General features: G+C 69.7%; 15 protein-coding genes. 11 read left to right on the top strand and 4 right to left on the bottom strand.

Features of this window, described 5'->3' with window-relative positions:
- The first annotated feature begins 228 nt into the window (after nt 1–228).
- The 11 genes from ACLSSQ_RS03030 to kdpE all read left to right on the top strand — a co-directional run bounded on the left by ACLSSQ_RS03030 (nt 229) and on the right by kdpE (nt 10,808).
- Nucleotides 229–672 carry a YaiI/YqxD family protein gene (locus ACLSSQ_RS03030; protein ID WP_416243746.1) on the top strand — a complete coding sequence of 148 codons (444 nt, stop codon included), beginning with the start codon at nt 229–231 and terminating at the stop codon, nt 670–672.
- Nucleotides 673–1,143: 471 nt separating this feature from the next.
- Complete coding sequence (gene kdpF, locus ACLSSQ_RS03035) at nt 1,144–1,236, top strand: K(+)-transporting ATPase subunit F (protein ID WP_109040963.1); 93 nt, start codon at nt 1,144–1,146, stop codon at nt 1,234–1,236.
- Nucleotides 1,233–3,041 carry a potassium-transporting ATPase subunit KdpA gene (kdpA, locus tag ACLSSQ_RS03040; RefSeq protein WP_416243747.1) on the top strand — a complete coding sequence of 603 codons (1,809 nt, stop codon included), beginning with the start codon at nt 1,233–1,235 and terminating at the stop codon, nt 3,039–3,041. Before kdpF ends, kdpA begins: the two co-directional genes overlap by 4 nt.
- Nucleotides 3,042–3,051: 10 nt before the next feature.
- On the top strand, nt 3,052–5,130 hold the full coding sequence (kdpB, locus tag ACLSSQ_RS03045) for a potassium-transporting ATPase subunit KdpB (RefSeq protein ID WP_416243748.1): 2,079 nt from the start codon (nt 3,052–3,054) through the stop codon (nt 5,128–5,130).
- Between the two features lie 10 nt (nt 5,131–5,140).
- Nucleotides 5,141–5,716: a potassium-transporting ATPase subunit KdpC gene (gene kdpC, locus ACLSSQ_RS03050; protein ID WP_416243749.1), complete on the top strand. Its 576-nt coding sequence runs from the start codon at nt 5,141–5,143 to the stop codon at nt 5,714–5,716.
- A 9-nt stretch (nt 5,717–5,725) separates the two neighbouring features.
- Nucleotides 5,726–5,857: a hypothetical protein gene (locus ACLSSQ_RS03055; protein ID WP_416243750.1), complete on the top strand. Its 132-nt coding sequence runs from the start codon at nt 5,726–5,728 to the stop codon at nt 5,855–5,857.
- A complete protein-coding gene (locus ACLSSQ_RS03060) occupies nt 5,854–6,690 on the top strand; it encodes a TorF family putative porin (protein ID WP_416243751.1) in 837 nt (278 codons plus the stop codon). Before ACLSSQ_RS03055 ends, ACLSSQ_RS03060 begins: the two co-directional genes overlap by 4 nt.
- A 218-nt stretch (nt 6,691–6,908) precedes the next feature.
- The gene (locus ACLSSQ_RS03065) at nt 6,909–7,211 is read left to right on the top strand and encodes a hypothetical protein (RefSeq protein WP_416243752.1); all 303 of its coding nucleotides are present in this window, start codon (nt 6,909–6,911) and stop codon (nt 7,209–7,211) included.
- Nucleotides 7,212–7,221: 10 nt separating this feature from the next.
- The gene (locus tag ACLSSQ_RS03070) at nt 7,222–7,398 is read left to right on the top strand and encodes a hypothetical protein (RefSeq protein WP_165397475.1); all 177 of its coding nucleotides are present in this window, start codon (nt 7,222–7,224) and stop codon (nt 7,396–7,398) included.
- 9 nt (nt 7,399–7,407) lie between these two features.
- Complete coding sequence (gene kdpD / locus ACLSSQ_RS03075) at nt 7,408–10,104, top strand: two-component system sensor histidine kinase KdpD (RefSeq protein ID WP_416243753.1); 2,697 nt, start codon at nt 7,408–7,410, stop codon at nt 10,102–10,104.
- Complete coding sequence (kdpE, locus tag ACLSSQ_RS03080) at nt 10,101–10,808, top strand: two-component system response regulator KdpE (RefSeq protein ID WP_014235391.1); 708 nt, start codon at nt 10,101–10,103, stop codon at nt 10,806–10,808. Before kdpD ends, kdpE begins: the two co-directional genes overlap by 4 nt.
- A gap of 76 nt (nt 10,809–10,884) precedes the next feature.
- On the opposite strand, the gene ACLSSQ_RS03085 is transcribed toward kdpE, so the two are convergent.
- From ACLSSQ_RS03085 to ACLSSQ_RS03100, 4 genes are read right to left on the bottom strand one after another with little or no spacing between them, the layout of a single operon-like run.
- The gene (locus ACLSSQ_RS03085) at nt 10,885–11,553 is read right to left on the bottom strand and encodes a CerR family C-terminal domain-containing protein (RefSeq protein WP_416243754.1); all 669 of its coding nucleotides are present in this window, start codon (nt 11,551–11,553) and stop codon (nt 10,885–10,887) included.
- An 8-nt stretch (nt 11,554–11,561) separates the two neighbouring features.
- Nucleotides 11,562–12,698 (bottom strand): ABC transporter permease, encoded by a 1,137-nt coding sequence (locus tag ACLSSQ_RS03090; protein WP_416243755.1) that lies wholly within the window; start codon nt 12,696–12,698, stop codon nt 11,562–11,564.
- Between the two features lie 9 nt (nt 12,699–12,707).
- Nucleotides 12,708–15,470, bottom strand: a complete 2,763-nt coding sequence (gene rbbA / locus ACLSSQ_RS03095; protein WP_416243756.1) for a ribosome-associated ATPase/putative transporter RbbA — start codon at nt 15,468–15,470, stop codon at nt 12,708–12,710.
- Nucleotides 15,471–15,518: 48 nt separating this feature from the next.
- Nucleotides 15,519–16,505 (bottom strand): HlyD family secretion protein, encoded by a 987-nt coding sequence (locus ACLSSQ_RS03100; protein WP_416243757.1) that lies wholly within the window; start codon nt 16,503–16,505, stop codon nt 15,519–15,521.
- Nucleotides 16,506–16,794 lie beyond the last annotated feature (289 nt).

Raw genomic sequence — 16,794 nt, forward strand, 5'->3', positions numbered from 1 at the left:
CAAAAAAGCCCGGCTTGAAGCCGGGCTTTTTCTTTTGGGATTGTCTGCCGACACCGCCGCCGCAGCTCCCCCGGCGGGTCTCCATCCGCTGGCGGCAGCGGCACTCCCGTCTGGCGAAGTTCCCCGGTCCCGGTTCCGGGCGGCGGACGGAATCCGGCCCGCCCCGCTGCCAGTTGGGGGCGCTTGCGGTAAGCTGCCGGCCATTCTCCCCTTCGGAACCCGCTGACCATGCAAATCTGGGTCGATGCCGATGCCTGTCCCAAGGCCATCAAGGAAATCCTCTTCCGCGTGGCGACGCGCACCCAAATCCTGGTCACCCTGGTGGCCAACCAGGCCCTCTACGCGCCGCCCTCGCCCTACCTGCGCAGCATCCAGGTGCCCAAGGGCTTCGACGTGGCGGACAACGAGATCGTCGCCCGGGTGGCGGCGGGGGATCTGGTCATCACCGCCGACATTCCCCTGGCGGCGGAAGTCATCGCCAAGGGCGCCCGGGTGCTCACGCCCCGGGGCGAGCCCTACGACAAGGGCACCATCCAGGCCGCCCTCTCCATGCGCAATTTCATGGACACCCTGCGCTCCGCCGGGGTCGAGACCGGCGGCCCTGCCGCCATGAGCCAGTCCGACCGCCACGTCTTCGCCCAGCAACTGGAGCGCCTGCTGCCCCGGGGCTGAGGCGCCCCGCTTCCGTAAATCGGATGGCTGCCGCCGCGCCGTTGGCGGTGGCGATTCCTTTCCTTTCTATTCCTTCCTGCATGTGGAACCCATGGGCCGCTGCCCGGGGTGGCGGTGCCGTGGCCGCTCTCCACTGTCTTCCTCTCCTTTCCTGAGTCCAATCCTCCTGCGCTCCCGCCCGTCCCAAGCCCCTCGGCTGGGAGGCAAGCAGGACGCTCCTGCCAGCCAATGATGCCTGGAGATGCCCGTCCCTTCTGCCGTTCCAGCTAGCCCAGATTTCTTTACACCATCTTAACGAGGCCCTCCCCAGCTTTAGCAAGGTCTTGATTCCTCCCCGCCTACAGTTCGAGCGTGATGTTCCATCTGCATACGGAGGATTTCCATGGACCTGTTCTACATCGGCCTGGCCGTCGGCTTCTTTGCCCTGACGGCTGGCCTGGTGGCCTGTTTCGACCGCTTGCGGAGGTCGTGATGGCGCCCCTTTACCTGATCGCCCTGGCGGTGGCTATTGGCCTCTTCGCCTATCTGCTGGCCGTGCTGTTCTACCCGGAGGATTTCTCATGAGCGCCAACCTCCTCCTGCAGTACGGCTTCTTCTTCACCGTCCTCTTTCTCCTGGCCTGGCCCCTGGGGCTGTACATGGCCCGCATCTACCGGGGCGACCTGCCGGCCTTCGTGGCCTGGCTGCGGCCGCTGGAGAACTTCTGCTACCGCCTGGCCGGCGTGCGTCACGGCGACGACATGGGCTGGCGCCGCTATGCCGGCGCCGTGCTGGCCTTCAGCCTGCTCGGCGTGCTCGCCGTCTACGCCCTGCAGCGCCTGCAACTGTGGCTGCCCTTCAATCCCCAGGCCATGGCCAACACCACGCCGGATCTGGCCTTCAACACCGCTGTCAGCTTCGTCACCAACACCAACTGGCAGGCCTACGGCGGCGAGACCACCATGAGCTACCTGACCCAGATGCTCGGCCTGGCGGTGCAGAACTTCCTTTCCGCCGCCACCGGCATGGCCGTGGTGGTGGCCCTGATGCGGGGCTTCCAGCGCAAGGAGGCCGGCGGCATCGGCAATTTCTGGATCGACCTGGTGCGCTCCACCCTTTACGTGCTGCTGCCCCTGTCCCTGATCCTGGCCCTCGCTCTGGTGGGGCAGGGCGTGGTGCAGAGCGTGGCGCCCTACGCCAGCGTGCCCCTGACCCAGGCGGTGGACTATGAACAGCCCAAGGTCGGTGCCGACGGCCAGCCCGTGCTCGACGCCGCGGGCAAGCCGGTGCTGGAAGCAGCCACCGCCAGGGAGCAGACCCTGGCCCTGGGGCCGGCGGCCAGCCAGATCGCCATCAAGCACCTGGGCACCAACGGCGGCGGCTTCTTCAACGCCAATTCCAGCCATCCCTACGAGAACCCGACCCCGGTTTCCAACCTGCTGCAGATGCTGGCCATCGTCCTCATCCCGGCCGCCCTCTGCTTCACCTTCGGCCGCTGGGTCGGCGACCTGCGCCAGGGCCTGGCCATCCTCGCCGCCATGACCGCCATCCTGGTGGCCCTGCTGGCGGTGGAAGTGTGGGCCGAGCAGGCCGGCAACCCCCTGTTCGAGCGGCTCGGTCTGGCCACCCAGGGCAGCGAGTTGATGGCCGGCGGCAATATGGAAGGCAAGGAGGCCCGCTTCGGCATCAGCGCCACCTCCCTCTTCGTCACCGTCACCACCGCCGTCTCCTGCGGCGCCGTCAATGCCATGCACGATTCCCTCACGCCCCTGGGCGGCCTGGTGCCGATGTGGCTGATGCAGTTGGGCGAGGTGGTCTTCGGCGGCGTCGGTTCCGGCCTCTACGGCATGCTGGTGTTCGCCATCGTCGGCGTCTTCGTCGCCGGCCTGATGATCGGCCGCACCCCGGAATACCTGGGCAAGAAGATCGAGGCCTACGAGATGAAGATGGCTGCCGTGGCCATCCTCGCCACGCCCCTGGCAGTGCTCCTCGGCACGTCCCTGAGTGTGATGGTGGAAGCAGGCACCGCGGGCATTTTCAACCCCGGCGCCCACGGCTTCTCGGAAGTGCTGTACGCCTTCTCTTCCGCCGCCAACAACAACGGCAGCGCCTTCGCCGGCCTGGGCGCCAACACGCCCTACTACAACACCGCCCTGGGCCTGGCCATGCTCTTCGGCCGCTTCACCATCATCGCCGCGGTGCTGGCCATCGCCGGCTCCCTCGCCGCGAAGAAGCGCATTCCCCCGTCCGCCGGCACCCTGCCGACCCATACGCCCCTGTTCGTGGTGCTGCTGATCGGCACCGTGATCGTGGTCGGCGCCCTGACCTTCCTGCCTTCCCTGGCCCTGGGGCCGGTGGTGGAACACCTGCAGATGGTCGGCGTCCGCTAAGGAGTCATCGATGAAAACAACAAGCCAATCCCTTTACGACCGGGCCCTGCTGCAGGCAGCTGCCTGGGAATCGGTCAAGCGCCTCTCCCCCCGCTACCAGGTGAAGAACCCGGTGATGTTCGTGGTCTGGCTGGGCAGCCTGCTCACCACCGGCCTGTGGCTCCAGGCCCTGGCCGGGGAGGGCGAGGCCCCCGCCGGCTTCATCCTGGCCATTACCCTGTGGCTGTGGTTCACCGTGCTCTTCGCCAACTTCGCCGAGGCCGTGGCCGAGGGCCGGGGCAAGGCCCAGGCCGCCGCCCTGAAGGGGCTGAAGAAGACCGTGTGGGCCAAGAAGCTGCGGGAAGCCCACTCCGGCTCCCCCTTCCACACCGTGCCCTCGGAAGACCTGCGCAAGGGCGACGTGGTGCTGGTCCAGGCCGGCGACGTCGTTCCCGGTGACGGCGAGGTGGTGGAAGGCGTGGCCTCGGTGGACGAATCGGCCATCACCGGCGAATCGGCCCCGGTGATCCGGGAGTCCGGCGGCGACTTCAGCGCCGTCACCGGCGGCACCCGGGTGCTTTCCGACTGGCTGGTGGTGAAGATCACCGTCAATCCGGGGGAGACCTTCCTCGACCGCATGATCGGCATGGTGGAAGGGGCCAGGCGGCAGAAGACGCCCAACGAGATCGCCCTGACCATCCTGCTGGTGGCCCTGACCCTGACTTTCCTTCTGGCCACGGCGACCCTGCTGCCCTTCTCCATCTACAGCGTCGGCGTCGCCGGCAGCGGCAGCCCGGTCACGGTGACGGTGCTGGTGGCCCTGCTGGTGTGCCTCATTCCCACCACCATCGGCGGCCTGCTCTCGGCCATCGGCGTCGCCGGCATGGGGCGGATGATGGAAAAGAACGTCATCGCCACCTCCGGCAAGGCGGTGGAAGCCGCCGGCGACGTGGATGTGCTGCTGCTGGACAAGACCGGCACCATCACCCTGGGCAACCGCCAGGCCGCCGCCTTCGCCCCCGCCGCCGGCGTCAGCGAGAAGGAACTGGCCGAAGCGGCCCTGCTCGCCTCCCTTGCCGACGAAACGCCGGAAGGCCGCTCCATCGTCACCCTGGCCAAGGAGCGCCTGCACCAGCGGGGCCGGGACATCCACGCCGACGGCGCCAGCTTCGTGCACTTCACCGCCCAGACCCGCATGAGCGGCATCGACTGGCAGGGGCGCAGCATCCGCAAGGGCGCCGCCGATGCGGTCAAGGCCCACATCCTGGCCCTGGGCGGCGAATGGACCGCCGCCGTGCAGCAGGCGGTGGACGACATCGCCCGCCGCGGCGCCACGCCCCTGGCGGTGGCCGAATCCAGCGCCGGCGCCGCCCGGGTGCTGGGGGTGGTGGAGCTGAAGGACATCGTCAAGGGCGGCATCAAGGAGCGCTTCGCCGAACTGCGCCGCATGGGCATCAAGACGGTGATGATCACCGGCGACAACTCCCTCACCGCCGCCGCCATCGCCGCCGAGGCCGGGGTGGACGACTTCCTGGCCGAGGCCACGCCGGAGGCCAAGCTCAAGCTGATCCGCCAGCACCAGCAGGACGGCCGCCTGGTGGCCATGACCGGCGACGGCACCAACGACGCCCCGGCCCTGGCCCAGGCCGACGTGGCGGTGGCCATGAACAGCGGCACCCAGGCGGCCAAGGAGGCCGGCAACATGGTGGATCTGGACTCCAACCCCACCAAGCTGATCGAGATCGTGGAGACGGGCAAGCAGATGCTGATGACCCGGGGCGCCCTCACCACCTTCTCCATCGCCAACGACGTGGCCAAGTACTTCGCCATCATCCCGGCCGCCTTCGCCGCCACCTATCCGGCACTCGGCGTGCTCAACGTCATGGGCCTGGCGACGCCGGCCTCGGCCATCCTCTCGGCGGTGATCTTCAACGCCCTGGTGATCGTCGCCCTCATCCCCCTGGCCTTGAAGGGCGTGGCCTACCGGCCCCAGGGCGCCGCCGCCATCCTGCGCCGCAACCTGCTGGTCTACGGCCTGGGCGGCCTGGTGGTGCCCTTCGCCGGCATCAAGGCCATCGACCTCATGCTTGTCGGCCTGCATCTGGCCTAAGGAGACTTCCATGCTCAAGGAACTGCAACCCGCCCTGATCCTCCTGGCGCTGCTCAGCGCCCTCACCGGCGCCGCCTACCCGGCCCTGGTCACCGGCCTGGCCCAGGCCACCATGCCCGACCAGGCCAACGGCAGCCTGCTCAAGGAAAACGGCCAGGCCGTGGGCTCCCGCCTCATCGGCCAGCCCTTCTCCGACCCCCGCTACTTCTGGGGCCGTCCCTCCGCCACCGCCCCCATGCCCTACAACGGCGGCAGCTCCGGCGGCGCCAACCTGGGGCCCCTCAACCCGGCCCTGGAAGCGGCGGTACAGGAGCGCATCAACGCCCTCAAGGCGGCGGACCCTAGCCAGCAGGCCCCCATCCCGGTGGATCTGGTGACGGCCTCCGCCAGTGGCCTCGATCCCCACATCAGCCCCGCCGCCGCCCGCTGGCAGGCGCCCCGGGTGGCCCGCCTGCGGGGCCTGCCGGAAGCCCAGGTGCTGGCCCTGCTGGAGCGCCACACGGAAGGCCGCCAATGGGGCTTCCTGGGCGAGCCCCGGGTCAATGTCCTGGCCCTCAACCGGGCCCTGGACCAGGTGGCGCCCTGAGAGCCCGCCATGACCGGCCCGCTCCTGGACCTCTGCCACCTGCTGCTGGCCATCTTCGCCCCCATCGCCCTGGCCGGCTGGCTGCTGGGACACCGTCCCCCGGCACCTTCCTCCTCATCCCAAAACAGGAAAAACCCATGAACAACTCCAAGCACCTTGTACTTCTGCCCCTGCTTCTGCTTGCCGCCGGCGCCGCCCGGGCCGAGGCGGAGGCCGCTCCGGACCTTTCCGTCAGCAGCAATCTCAACCTGGTCAGCGAATACCGTTTCCGCGGCATCGACCAGACCTGGGGCGGACCCGCCCTCCAGGGCGGCGTGGACCTGGCCCACCGCAACGGCCTCTATGCCGGCCTGTGGGCCTCCAACGTCTCCGGCAATTCCTATCCGGGCGGCAACCTGGAGGTGGACTACTACGCCGGCTACAACGGCAAGCTGGACGACGACTGGGGCTACACCGTCGGCGGCTACGGCTACTGGTATCCCGGCGCCAATGTGGACAAAGGGACCTGTCCCTCCGCCGCCTGGGCGGCCCCCTGTTCCCTGCCGGGGCAGAGGTTCGACAACTTCGAGCTGAACGGCGGCCTCTCCTGGCGCTGGCTCAGCTACAAGCTGTCCGTGTCCCTCACGGACTACTTCGGCGCCAACACCAAGACCGGCTACAGCGGCGACACCAAGGGCAGCCTCTACCACGACCTGAGCGCCAACGTGCCCCTGGCCGAGGACCTGACCCTCAACCTGCACCTGGGCCGCACCGACGTCAAAGCCACCTACGGCGGCATCAGCGCCGACTACACCGACTACCGCCTCGGCCTGACCAAGACCCTCAGCGGCGGCTGGAGCCTCTCCGGCGCCTGGGTCGGCGCCACCAACGACCGCTTCTACCGGCCTCCGGTGGGCGGCCTTTCCGCTGCCAATGGCGAAACCCGGGAGTTGAACAAGGACCGTCTCGTCCTCCAGGTGGGACGTTCCTTCTAACGGGTTCCGACAGCAGCTTCCACCTCCCCCGGGGAAGCTGTTTCTTGTGCCGGCCCAGGCCTTGCCCGGGCCGGTTTTTTTTTGTTGCTGCCGGATTCGGGGGGCGATTCTTAACGCCATCTTGATACGGGGTCGGCTATTTTTGACCCCATTGCAACAGCCCCTTTTCTAATCTGTGGGCATCGGGTGCCGCGCCACCCTTCGTTCCCAGGTGTCCTATGAATGCCAATGTCTGTATCGGAATCCGTATCGACGGCGACCAGCTGCAACTGGCTGCCCGCCAGCAGGGCCGTGCCCTCGGCCAGGTTTCCTTCTCCCGCGATAGCGTCGGGCGTCGTGCCCTGGCCAGCTACCTGGCGGCCTGGGAGGCGCCGTTGCGGCTGGCGGTGGCGGCCGGGGCCGCCGGCATCGCCCTGGCCGTGGCCCTCGGCGGCGGGCCGGGGCGGGAGGTCTATCTGGTGGCCGCCAGCATCGCCGACCAGCCGGCGGCCCTGGCCCGCTACGCCGAGCAGCGCCTGTGAGGGGACGGCCATGCCCATCCATATCTGTCCCGTCTGCGGCACCCGCCATCCCATCAGTGCCGTCGAGCACCCCTTCGCCTACGGCCGCCAGCTGACCTGCGGCCCCCAGTGCAAACACCGCCTGCGTCAGCAGGTGCGGCAGCGCATCCTGGCCGAGCTGGCCCTGCGCGCTGCCGCCAAGGAATAAACTCCACCCATGTCCGATCCTCTGCAACGCCCCGATCCCGACGCCCTCCTGGCCCGCCTGGAGGCGGAGGAAATCCAGGCCCGCCGCGGCCGCCTGAAAATCTTCTTCGGCGCCAGCCCCGGTGTCGGCAAGACCTACGCCATGCTGGCCGCCGCCCGCACCCTGCAGTCCCAGGGCGTGGACGTGGCGGTGGGGGTGGTGGAAACCCACGGCCGGCGGGAAACCGCCGAGCTGGTCCAGGGCCTGGAGCTGCTGCCTTCCCGGCAGGTCGAGCACCGGGGCCGCCGCCTGCAGGAATTCGACCTGGATGGCGCCCTGCAGCGGGCGCCGGACCTGGTGCTGGTGGACGAGCTGGCCCACAGCAACGCCCCCGGCTGCCGCCACCCCAAGCGCTGGCAGGACGTGGAGGAGCTTCTGGCCGCCGGCATCGACGTGTTCACCACGGTCAATGTGCAGCATCTGGAAAGCCTCAACGACGTGGTGGGCCGCATCACCGGCGCCCGGGTGTGGGAGACGGTGCCCGACCGCCTCTTTGACGCCGCCGACGAGGTGGTGCTGGTGGACCTGCCGCCGGAGGAACTGCTGACCCGGCTCAAGGCCGGCAAGGTGTACGTGCCCCAGCAGGCCGAGCGGGCCATGGCCAACTTCTTCCGCAAGGGCAATCTGCTGGCCCTGCGGGAACTGGCCTTGCGCCGCACCGCCGACCGGGTGGACGACGATGTGCGGGCCTACCGCCGCGACCAGTCGGTGAGTACCGTCTGGCCGACCCGGGAATCCCTGCTGGTGTGCATCGGTCCGGGCCCCGGCAGCGAGCGACTGGTGCGCAGTGCCGCCCGCCTGGCGACCCAGCTGGAGGTGCCCTGGCACGCCCTCTATGTGGAGACGCCCCGCTACCAGCGGCTGCCCGAAGGGGAGCGGGGGCGGGTGCTGAAGAGCTTGCGCCTGGCCCAGGAGCTGGGGGCCGAGACGGCCAACCGGCCGGGCCAGGATGCCGCCGCGGCGGCCATCCAGTACGCCCGGGAACACAATCTGGGCAAGGTCCTGCTGGGCCGGGAACTGCCCGGAGACTGGCGCCGCTGGCTGCCCTGGCGCACTTCCCTGGCACGGCGCCTGGCCCGCCAGGCACCGGACCTGGACGTGATGCAGGTGGCCAGCGACGGGGTGGACGGGGAAGCGCCGCCGCTCCCGGACGGTCCGGCCCGGCCTGCTGCCGTGGATGTGCGGGGCTACGGCCTGGCGGCGGCCGCCGTGGCCGCCGTGACCCTGGTGGCGACGCCCCTGCACGGCGCCCTGGACCTGGCCAACATCGTCATGCTGTTCCTCCTGGCGGTGCTCTTCGCCGCGGTCAAGCTGGGGCGCAACCCGGCCATCCTGGGCGCCTTCCTCTCCGTCGCCGCCTTCGATTTCTTCTTCGTCTCGCCGCGCCTCTCCTTCGCCGTCAGCGACGTGCAGTACCTGCTGACCTTTTCCGTGATGCTGGCGGTGGCCCTCATCACCGCCCAGCTCACCGCCGGCCTGCGCTTCCAGGTGGACGTGGCCCAGAGCCGGGAGCGGCGCAGCGACGCCCTCTACGAGATGGCCCGGGAGCTGTCGGCGGCCCTCACCGTGGAGCAGATCGACGACATCACCCGGCGCTTCGTGCAGCAGGGCTTCCAGGCCCGGGCCCTGCTGCTGGTACCCGGCCAGCAGGAGCGCCTGAGCCTGCCGGAAGGGTTGCCGGCCGACCTGCCGCTGGACTTGGGCATCGCCCAGTGGGCGGCGGACCACGGCGAGGCTGCCGGCCTCTCCACCGACACCCTGCCCTCGGCCCCCATGCGCTACCTGCCCCTGAAGGCGCCGATGCGCACCCGGGGCGTGCTGGCGGTGCTGCCCCGGGAGCAGCCCTGGCTGCCCTCGCCGGAACAGGAGCGGCTGCTGGAGACCTGCGCCACCCTGGTGGCCATCGCCGTGGAACGGGTGCATTACATCGAGGTGGCCCAGGAAGCCCTGGTGCAGATGGAGTCGGAGCGCCTGCGCAACGGCCTGCTGGCGGCCCTCTCCCACGACCTGCGCACCCCCCTCACGGCCCTGGTGGGGCTGGCCGACTCCCTCAGCCTGGGCGGCGCCCTGCCGCCGGCCCAGGCCGAGCTGGCCCAGGCCATCCGGGGCGAGGCCATGCGCACCAGCGCCCTGGTGCATAATCTGCTGGACATGGCCCGGCTGCAGTCGGGCCAGGTGACCCTGAAGAAGGAGTGGCAGCCCCTGGAGGAAGTGGTGGGGGCGGCGCTCCAGGCCCGGGCCTCGGTCCTGGCCCAACACCGGGTGCGGGTGGACCTGCCCGCCGACCTGCCCCTGCTGGAGTTCGACGCCGTGCTGATGGAACGGGTGTTCTGCAATCTCATCGAAAATGCCGCCAAGTACACGCCGCCGGGCAGCCTCATCGAGATCGGCGCCCGCCGGGAGGCGGAGCGGGTGCTGGTGAGCGTCAGCGACAACGGGCCGGGCCTGCCGCCGGGCAAGGAGGCGGGCCTGTTCGAGAAATTCACCCGGGGCCAGGACGAGTCGGCCATTCCCGGCGTCGGCCTTGGCCTGGCCATCGTCCGCGCCATCGTCGATGCCCACAAGGGCAAGGTGTGGGCGGAGAACCGCAGCGACGGCCCCGGCGCCCGCTTCGTGTTCACCCTGCCCCTGGGCCAGCCCCCGGCCCTGCCGACGGAGCTGCTGTGAATCCCGCCGCCGGCCAGGAGCGCCTTGCCCCGGTGGTGGTGATCGTCGAGGACGAGCCCCAGATCCGCCGTTTCGTCCGCGCCGCCCTGGAGTCGGAGGGCTGCACCGTGTGGGAGGCGGACACCGCCGCCCGGGGCCTGATCGAGGCCGGCACCCGCAAGCCCGACCTGCTGGTGCTGGACCTGGGCCTGCCTGACGGCGACGGCGTCGATCTGATCCGGGACCTGCGCAACTGGTCCGGCGTGCCGGTGCTGGTGCTGTCGGCCCGCAGCGACGAGAGCGACAAGGTGGCGGCACTGGATGCGGGCGGCGACGACTACCTGACCAAGCCCTTCGGCATTCCCGAACTGCTGGCCCGGGTGCGGGCCCTGCTGCGCCGCGCCGGCCGGGGCGGCGACATGCCGCCGGTGTTCGCCTTCGGCCCGGTGGAGGTGGATCTGGCCCGGCGCCAGGTCAGCCGCCACGGCGAGGCGGTGCATCTGACCCCCATCGAATACCGGCTGCTGAGCCAGCTGGTGGCCAATGCCGGCCGGGTCCTCACCCACCGCCAGCTGCTGCGGGAGGTGTGGGGCCCCAGCCATGTGGAGCACGCCCACTACCTGCGGGTGTACATGGCCGGCCTGCGGCGCAAGCTGGAGGACGACCCGGCCATGCCGCGGCATATCCTCACCGAATCCGGCGTCGGCTACCGGCTGGCGGTGTAATGGGGCCTGGCCCGGGAGCCAGGATCGGCGGCCATATCCGCCATGTCTGCCTGGAGAGTGGCGTCCCTGCTGCCTCTCAGGCTTGCTGCCGCAGGCCCGCCACCGTGGCCCGGCAGTGCTGCTCGATGACCGCCAGCATGGCCTGCAGCTGGGCCGGCTCGTAGTCGCTTTCCGACCAGCCCAGGCGCCGCTGCAGGGTGGTGCGGGCGGAGCCGAAGGCGACCATGGCGCCGATCAGGGCGTGGGCCAGCAGCAGGTTCTCGGGCGATTCCTCCGGCTGGCCGCTGACCCGGGCCAGGAGCCGGCTGACCAGGGTGTGGCCGGGGCGGGTGAAGCGCTCGTAGAGCACGTCGAAGGCCGGCGTGGGGTGGAACTGCTCCCGGGTGAGGAAGATGAACCAGGCCAGGGGGTGGCCGGGGACGAAGGAGGCGGCGGCCAGATCCCGCACCACCTGCACCAGCAGCTCGCCCGGGTCGGTGGCCGGGTCCTGCAGGCGTTGTTCCACCTCCCGGGTCAGGCTCTGGATGCGGGGCCCCATCTCGGCGGCGATGAATTCGGCGACGGCTCGGTACACCCCTTCCTTGCCGCCGAAGTGGTAGGGAATGGCCGACTGGTTCACCCGGGCGGCGGCGGCCAGCATGCGGGTGGTGACGCCGTCGTAGCCGTGGCGGCCGAAGAGGGCCAGGCCGGCGGCCAGGAGCCGTTCCCGGGTGTCGTCGCTGTGCAGTTCGGGCAGTTCGGCCATGGCGCGTCCTACACCTGGGTCTGGGTCACCGACTTGCGGAAGCGGGCGTGGGCGATGAGGAAGAAGATGGCGCCGATGCCGGTGATGGCGAGGAACTCGGGCCACACCGTGTCGAGGCCGGCGCCCCGGTAGAGGATGGCCTGGGCCAGGCGCACGAAGTAGGTGATGGGGGCGCCGAGCATGATGTCGCTGACCACTTCCGGCATGCTCTCCCGGGGCGTGACGCCGCCGGAGAGCAGTTGCAGGGGCACGATGGTGAGGATGAAGAGCAGGCCGAACTGGGGCATGGAACGGGCGATGGTGCCGAGGAAGATGCCGATGGAGGCGGCCGAGAAGAGGTAGAGGGCGGCGCCGCAGAGGAACAGGGGCACGGAGCCGGCGATGGGCACCTGCATGATGGCCTGGATCACGGCGATGAGGCCGACGCTGGCGGCCAGCAGCACGGCGGCGCCGCTGGCCCAGACCTTGGCCATCATGATCTCGAAGGGAGTCAGGGGCATCACCAGCAGGTGTTCCAGGGTGCCGTGCTCCCGCTCCCGGATGAAGGCGGCCCCCACCAGGATGATGGTCAGCATGTTGATGTTGTTGATCACCTCCATGACGCCGCCGAACCAGAAGCCGGTGAGGTTGGGGTTGAAACGCACCCGGGTGGTGAGGCGGATCGGCGGGGCGCTGCTGTCCCGCTTGCCGGTGAGGTATTCGTTGAGTTCCCCGGCGACGATGCTCTGGATGTAGCTGGCGCCGATGAAGGACTGGCTCATCACCGTGGCGTCGATGTTCAGCTGCAGGGTCGGGCGCCGCCCTTCCTTCAGGTCCCGCTGGAAGTTGGCGGGGATGACCAGGGAAAAGGAATAGCGGCCCTGGTCCAGGGCCCGGTCCATCTGGGCCATGGAAATGAGGTCCGGCGTCTTGAAGTAGGGCGGCGTCAGGGCGCCGACGAGGCGGGAGGAAAGGGGCGAGCGGTCCTCGTCCACCACCGCCACCGGGGCGTTGCGCAGTTCCTGGGAGACGCCCTTGGCGGCGCTGTAGATGCCGCCGGTGAAGGCCCAGACGATCAGCACCAGCAGCACCTTGTCGGCCCACAGGCTGCGCAGCTCCTTGAGCCCCAGGCGGAAGATGTTGGCCAGCGTGCCGTGGCGGTCCATGGTCGTTTCCTATTTTTCCTGCTTGGGCAGCAGGGCCAGGGAAATGAGGGTCAGCACCGGGATGAAGCAGGCCAGGGCGAGGAACTGCTGTCCCAGGTCGGCAAAGCCCAGGGCCTTGGTGAACACGCCGCGGCTGATGACCAGGAAGTAGGTGGCGGGGAAGAACTGGCCGATCCAGTAGGCGCCGCCCACCAGGGAGGCCACCGGGGTGGTGAGGCCGGAGAACTGCACCGTCGGCAGCATGGTCAGGATGGCGGTGCCGAAGAGGGCGGCGATCTGGGTCTTGGTGAAGGTGGAAATGAGCAGGCCCAGGCCGGTGGTGCACACCACGTAGAGCAGGGCGCCGCAGGCCAGGGCGAGGAAGCTGCCCTTGATCGGCACGCCGAAGACCAGCACCGCCTGCAGGGCCAGGGCGAAGAAGCTGAGCATGGACACCACCACGTAGGGCAGCTGCTTGCCGATAAGGAATTCGAGGCGGCTGACCGGGGTCACGTAGAGGTTGGTGATGGAGCCCAGCTCCTTTTCCCGCACCACGCCCAGGGCCATGAGGATGGCCGGGATGAACACCAGCAGCAGGGGGATCACCGCCGGCACCATGGCGTAGATGCTGCGGAAGTCCTGGTTGTAGCGGTAGCGCAGGGCCACGTCGGTCCAGGTCAGGGTGGGGGCGGTGCCGGTGGCCTCGGTCACCAGCTTGACGATGTACTGCTGGTGCAGGCCCTGGACGTAGCCCCGGGTGGTCTCGCCCCGGTAGGGCATGGCCCCGTCCACCCAGGCCCCCACTTCCGGCGAGCGGCCCTGGTGCAGGTCCCGGCCGAAATTGGGGGGGATTTCCAGGGCCACCGTCAGTTCCCCATCGCGCATGCGCCGCTCCAGCTCGGCGCTGTCGGCGATGGGCGGCTGCTGCAGGAAGTAGCGGGAGCCGGCGATGTTGTCGATGTAGTCCCGGGACTCGGGGGACTGGTCCCGGTCCAGCACGGCAAAGCGCAGGCCTTCCACGTCCATGGAAATGCCGTAGCCGAGCACGAACATCAGCAGCACCGAGCCGAGCAGGGCGAAGGTGAGGCGGATGGTGTCGCGGCGCAGCTCCAGGGCCTCCCGGTAGGCGTAGCCGAGCAGGCGGCGCAGGCTGAAGGCCTTGTGCCGGTGGGGCGCCCGCGCCGCTGCCGTCGGCGCGGGCTGGGCGTCGGCGGGCGTCGGGTTCTGGGGCTGGGGCTGGGCCGGGGCGGCGCCGCTGGCTTCCTCCAGATAGGAGATGAAGGCCGCCTCCAGGGAATCGGCGCCCCGGGCGGCCTGCAGGGCGGCCGGGGTGTCGCTGGCCAGCACCTTGCCGGCGTGCATGAGGCTGATGCGGTCGCAGCGCTCGGCCTCGTTCATGAAGTGGGTGGAGATGAAAATGGTCACCCCCTGTTCCCGGGACAGTTCCACCAGCAGGGCCCAGAACTGGTCCCGGGCGATGGGATCGACGCCGGAAGTGGGCTCGTCCAGGATCAGCAGGCGCGGCTCATGCACCACCGCCACCGCCAGGGAGAGGCGCTGGCGGATGCCCAGGGGCAGGTCCGCCGCCGGGGCGTCGGCGTAGGGCGTCAGGTCGAAGCGTTCGGCGAGGGCGGCGATGCGCGGGCCGATCTTCTCCGGCGGCAGGTGGAAGAGGCGGGCGTGCAGGTCCAGGTTCTGGGCCACCGTCAGCTCGCCGTAGAGGGAGAAGGCCTGGGACATGTAGCCCACCTGCTTGCGCGTCTCCAGGTTGTTGGCGTCCACCGTCCTGCCGAACAGGCTGGCCTTGCCCTGCGTCGGCGGCAGCAGGCCGGTGAGCATTTTCATGGTGGTGGTCTTGCCGCAGCCGTTGGAGCCGAGGAAGCCGAAAATCTCGCCCTTGCCGATCTGGAAGCTGACCCGGTCCACCGCCGTGAAGTCGCCGAAACGCTGGGTCAGGCCTTCCGCCTCGATGGCGAAGTCGTGGCCGTCCGGCGGCAGGGGCGGGATCACCAGTTGGCTGTGGGCCTGGCGCCGTTCCTCCGGCAGCAGGCTGATGAAGGCCTGCTCCAGGGTGGCGGCGCCGCTGCGGGCCTTCAGTTCGGCGGCGCTGCCGGTGCCGATGATGCGGCCGGCGTCCATGGCCACCAGCCAGTCGAAGCGCTCCGCCTCTTCCATGTAGGCGGTGGCCACCAGCACGCTCATGCCCGGGCGGCGGGCCCGGATGCGGTCGATCAGCTCCCAGAACTGGCGCCGCGAGAGGGGATCGACGCCGGTGGTGGGCTCGTCCAGGATCAGCAGGTCCGGGTCGTGGATGAGGGCGCAGCACAGTCCCAGCTTCTGCTTCATGCCGCCGGAGAGCTTGGCCGCCGGCCGGTCGCGGAAGGGGGAGAGGTTGGTGGCGGCGAGCAGTTCGTCGATGCGCCGCTGCCGCTCGGCCTTGCCCTGGCCGAAGAGGCGGCCGAAGAAATCCACGTTTTCCGCCACCGACAGGGTGGGGTAGAGGTTCTTGCCCAGGCCCTGGGGCATGTAGGCGATGCGCGGCTGCAGGCGGGGCCGCACCCGGGCGCTGCCCATGTCCTCGCCGAACACTTCCACCCGCCCCGTCTGGATCTTGCGGGCCCCGGCCACCAGGGCCAGGAGGGAGGACTTGCCGACGCCGTCCGGACCGATCAGCCCCACCATGCCGCCGGCGGGCAGGTCCAGGGTGACGTCCGCCAGGGCATCAACCTGGCCATAGCGCAGGCTGATGCCGGCGAGGCGGGCGATGGGAGTGGCGGTGTCCAGTGAGGCCATGGTGGCGGGCCGGGAATGGGAGTGGTTGGAGCTGGGCCGGTGGCGGGATCAGCGCAGCTGCAGCTTGGCGGGCCAGGCCACGTCGGCGGCGGTGCGCACGTAGCCGACGCCGGGCATGCCGGGCTTGGCCAGGTCGGCATGCTGGGCCAGCCATTCCGGCTCCACCCGCAGCTTCAGGCGGAACATGAGCTTTTCCCGCTCGTTGCGGGTTTCCACTTCCTTGGGCGTGAACTGGGCCTTCGGCGCGACGAAGCTGACCCGGGCGGGAATGGGCGCCTCCAGAGCGTCGAGGACGATGCGGGCTTCGTCGCCCACGGCTACCTTGCCCGCTTCCGCCGTGGGCAGGTAGATGGTCAGGTACATGTCGTTCATGTCCAGCAGGGTCAGCACCTTGCCGCCGGCGGCCAGCACCTCGCCCGGTTCGGCCAGGCGGTACAGCACCCGGCCGGCCAGGGGCGCCCGCAGGGCGGTATCGCGCAGGCTGACGCGCAGAGCCTCGGCCTTGGCCTGGGCCGATTCCACCGCCGCCACGGCTTCGGCCACCCGGGTCTGGGCCGCGGCCAGGGCTGCGTCGGTGGTCTGCAGGGTGCTCTGGTCCTGGTCCAGTTTGTTGCCGGTGACGTAGCCCTTTTGCACCAGGGCTTCGGTCCGCTTCAGGGTGGTTTGGGCCAGGCGCCGCTGGCTGGCGGCGCTGTTTACTCCGGCCTTGGCTTCCCGGGTGCTTTCCCGGGCCTGGCGAATCTGGGCTTCGGCCGCCTGCAGCTGGGCGGCCAGGTCCTCGGCGTCGAGGCGGGCGAGGACGGCGTTGAGCGGCACGCTGTCCCCTTCCCGGGCGTTGACCTCGGCCAGGCGGCCCGCCACCTTGGTCGCCACATCCACTTCGATGGCTTCCAGGCGGCCGTTGCCCGTGGCGATGCCGGGGGGCAGGGCCGGCGGGCGCAGGCGGTAGGCGATGGCGCCGCCGAGCAGCAGCACGGCGACCAGGACCAGGGGCACGGCCCGGCGGGCGATGGAGGTGGGGGCAGGGGAGGGCATGGGGATTCTCCGCGGAGGATGCGGCGCCTGGGGGATGGCCGGCGCTTTGAATGGCTCCATTGTGCCATTTCATTCATTTGAATGAAATGATGCCGTCCGGATGAGACTGGCAGTGCCGTCCATGACGCGGCGCAGCAACCGGAGAGGGGCGAATTTGTTACACTGAAAAGGTTCCCGTAAGGAACGTCCGTGCGGCGGAAAGCGGCGCCAGAGGCGGTTTTTGGCCAGTGGCCGAGCGAGGACGAAGCGGAGGCGGGAACGCAGCACGCACAGAAAAAGCGCGCAAGAA

Origin of the sequence: Azospira sp. APE16 (assembly GCF_047901315.1) — a bacterium.
Lineage (GTDB): Bacteria > Pseudomonadota > Gammaproteobacteria > Burkholderiales > Rhodocyclaceae > Azospira > Azospira oryzae.

Coding starts and splice junctions, on each gene's coding strand:
- ACLSSQ_RS03030 (WP_416243746.1), top strand. CDS start 229: ATGCAAATCTGGGTCGATGCCGATGCCTGTCCCAAGGCCATCAAGGAA.
- kdpF (WP_109040963.1), top strand. CDS start 1,144: ATGGCGCCCCTTTACCTGATCGCCCTGGCGGTGGCTATTGGCCTCTTC.
- kdpA (WP_416243747.1), top strand. CDS start 1,233: ATGAGCGCCAACCTCCTCCTGCAGTACGGCTTCTTCTTCACCGTCCTC.
- kdpB (WP_416243748.1), top strand. CDS start 3,052: ATGAAAACAACAAGCCAATCCCTTTACGACCGGGCCCTGCTGCAGGCA.
- kdpC (WP_416243749.1), top strand. CDS start 5,141: ATGCTCAAGGAACTGCAACCCGCCCTGATCCTCCTGGCGCTGCTCAGC.
- ACLSSQ_RS03055 (WP_416243750.1), top strand. CDS start 5,726: ATGACCGGCCCGCTCCTGGACCTCTGCCACCTGCTGCTGGCCATCTTC.
- ACLSSQ_RS03060 (WP_416243751.1), top strand. CDS start 5,854: ATGAACAACTCCAAGCACCTTGTACTTCTGCCCCTGCTTCTGCTTGCC.
- ACLSSQ_RS03065 (WP_416243752.1), top strand. CDS start 6,909: ATGAATGCCAATGTCTGTATCGGAATCCGTATCGACGGCGACCAGCTG.
- ACLSSQ_RS03070 (WP_165397475.1), top strand. CDS start 7,222: ATGCCCATCCATATCTGTCCCGTCTGCGGCACCCGCCATCCCATCAGT.
- kdpD (WP_416243753.1), top strand. CDS start 7,408: ATGTCCGATCCTCTGCAACGCCCCGATCCCGACGCCCTCCTGGCCCGC.
- ACLSSQ_RS03085 (WP_416243754.1), bottom strand. CDS start 11,553: ATGGCCGAACTGCCCGAACTGCACAGCGACGACACCCGGGAACGGCTC.
- ACLSSQ_RS03090 (WP_416243755.1), bottom strand. CDS start 12,698: ATGGACCGCCACGGCACGCTGGCCAACATCTTCCGCCTGGGGCTCAAG.
- rbbA (WP_416243756.1), bottom strand. CDS start 15,470: ATGGCCTCACTGGACACCGCCACTCCCATCGCCCGCCTCGCCGGCATC.
- ACLSSQ_RS03100 (WP_416243757.1), bottom strand. CDS start 16,505: ATGCCCTCCCCTGCCCCCACCTCCATCGCCCGCCGGGCCGTGCCCCTG.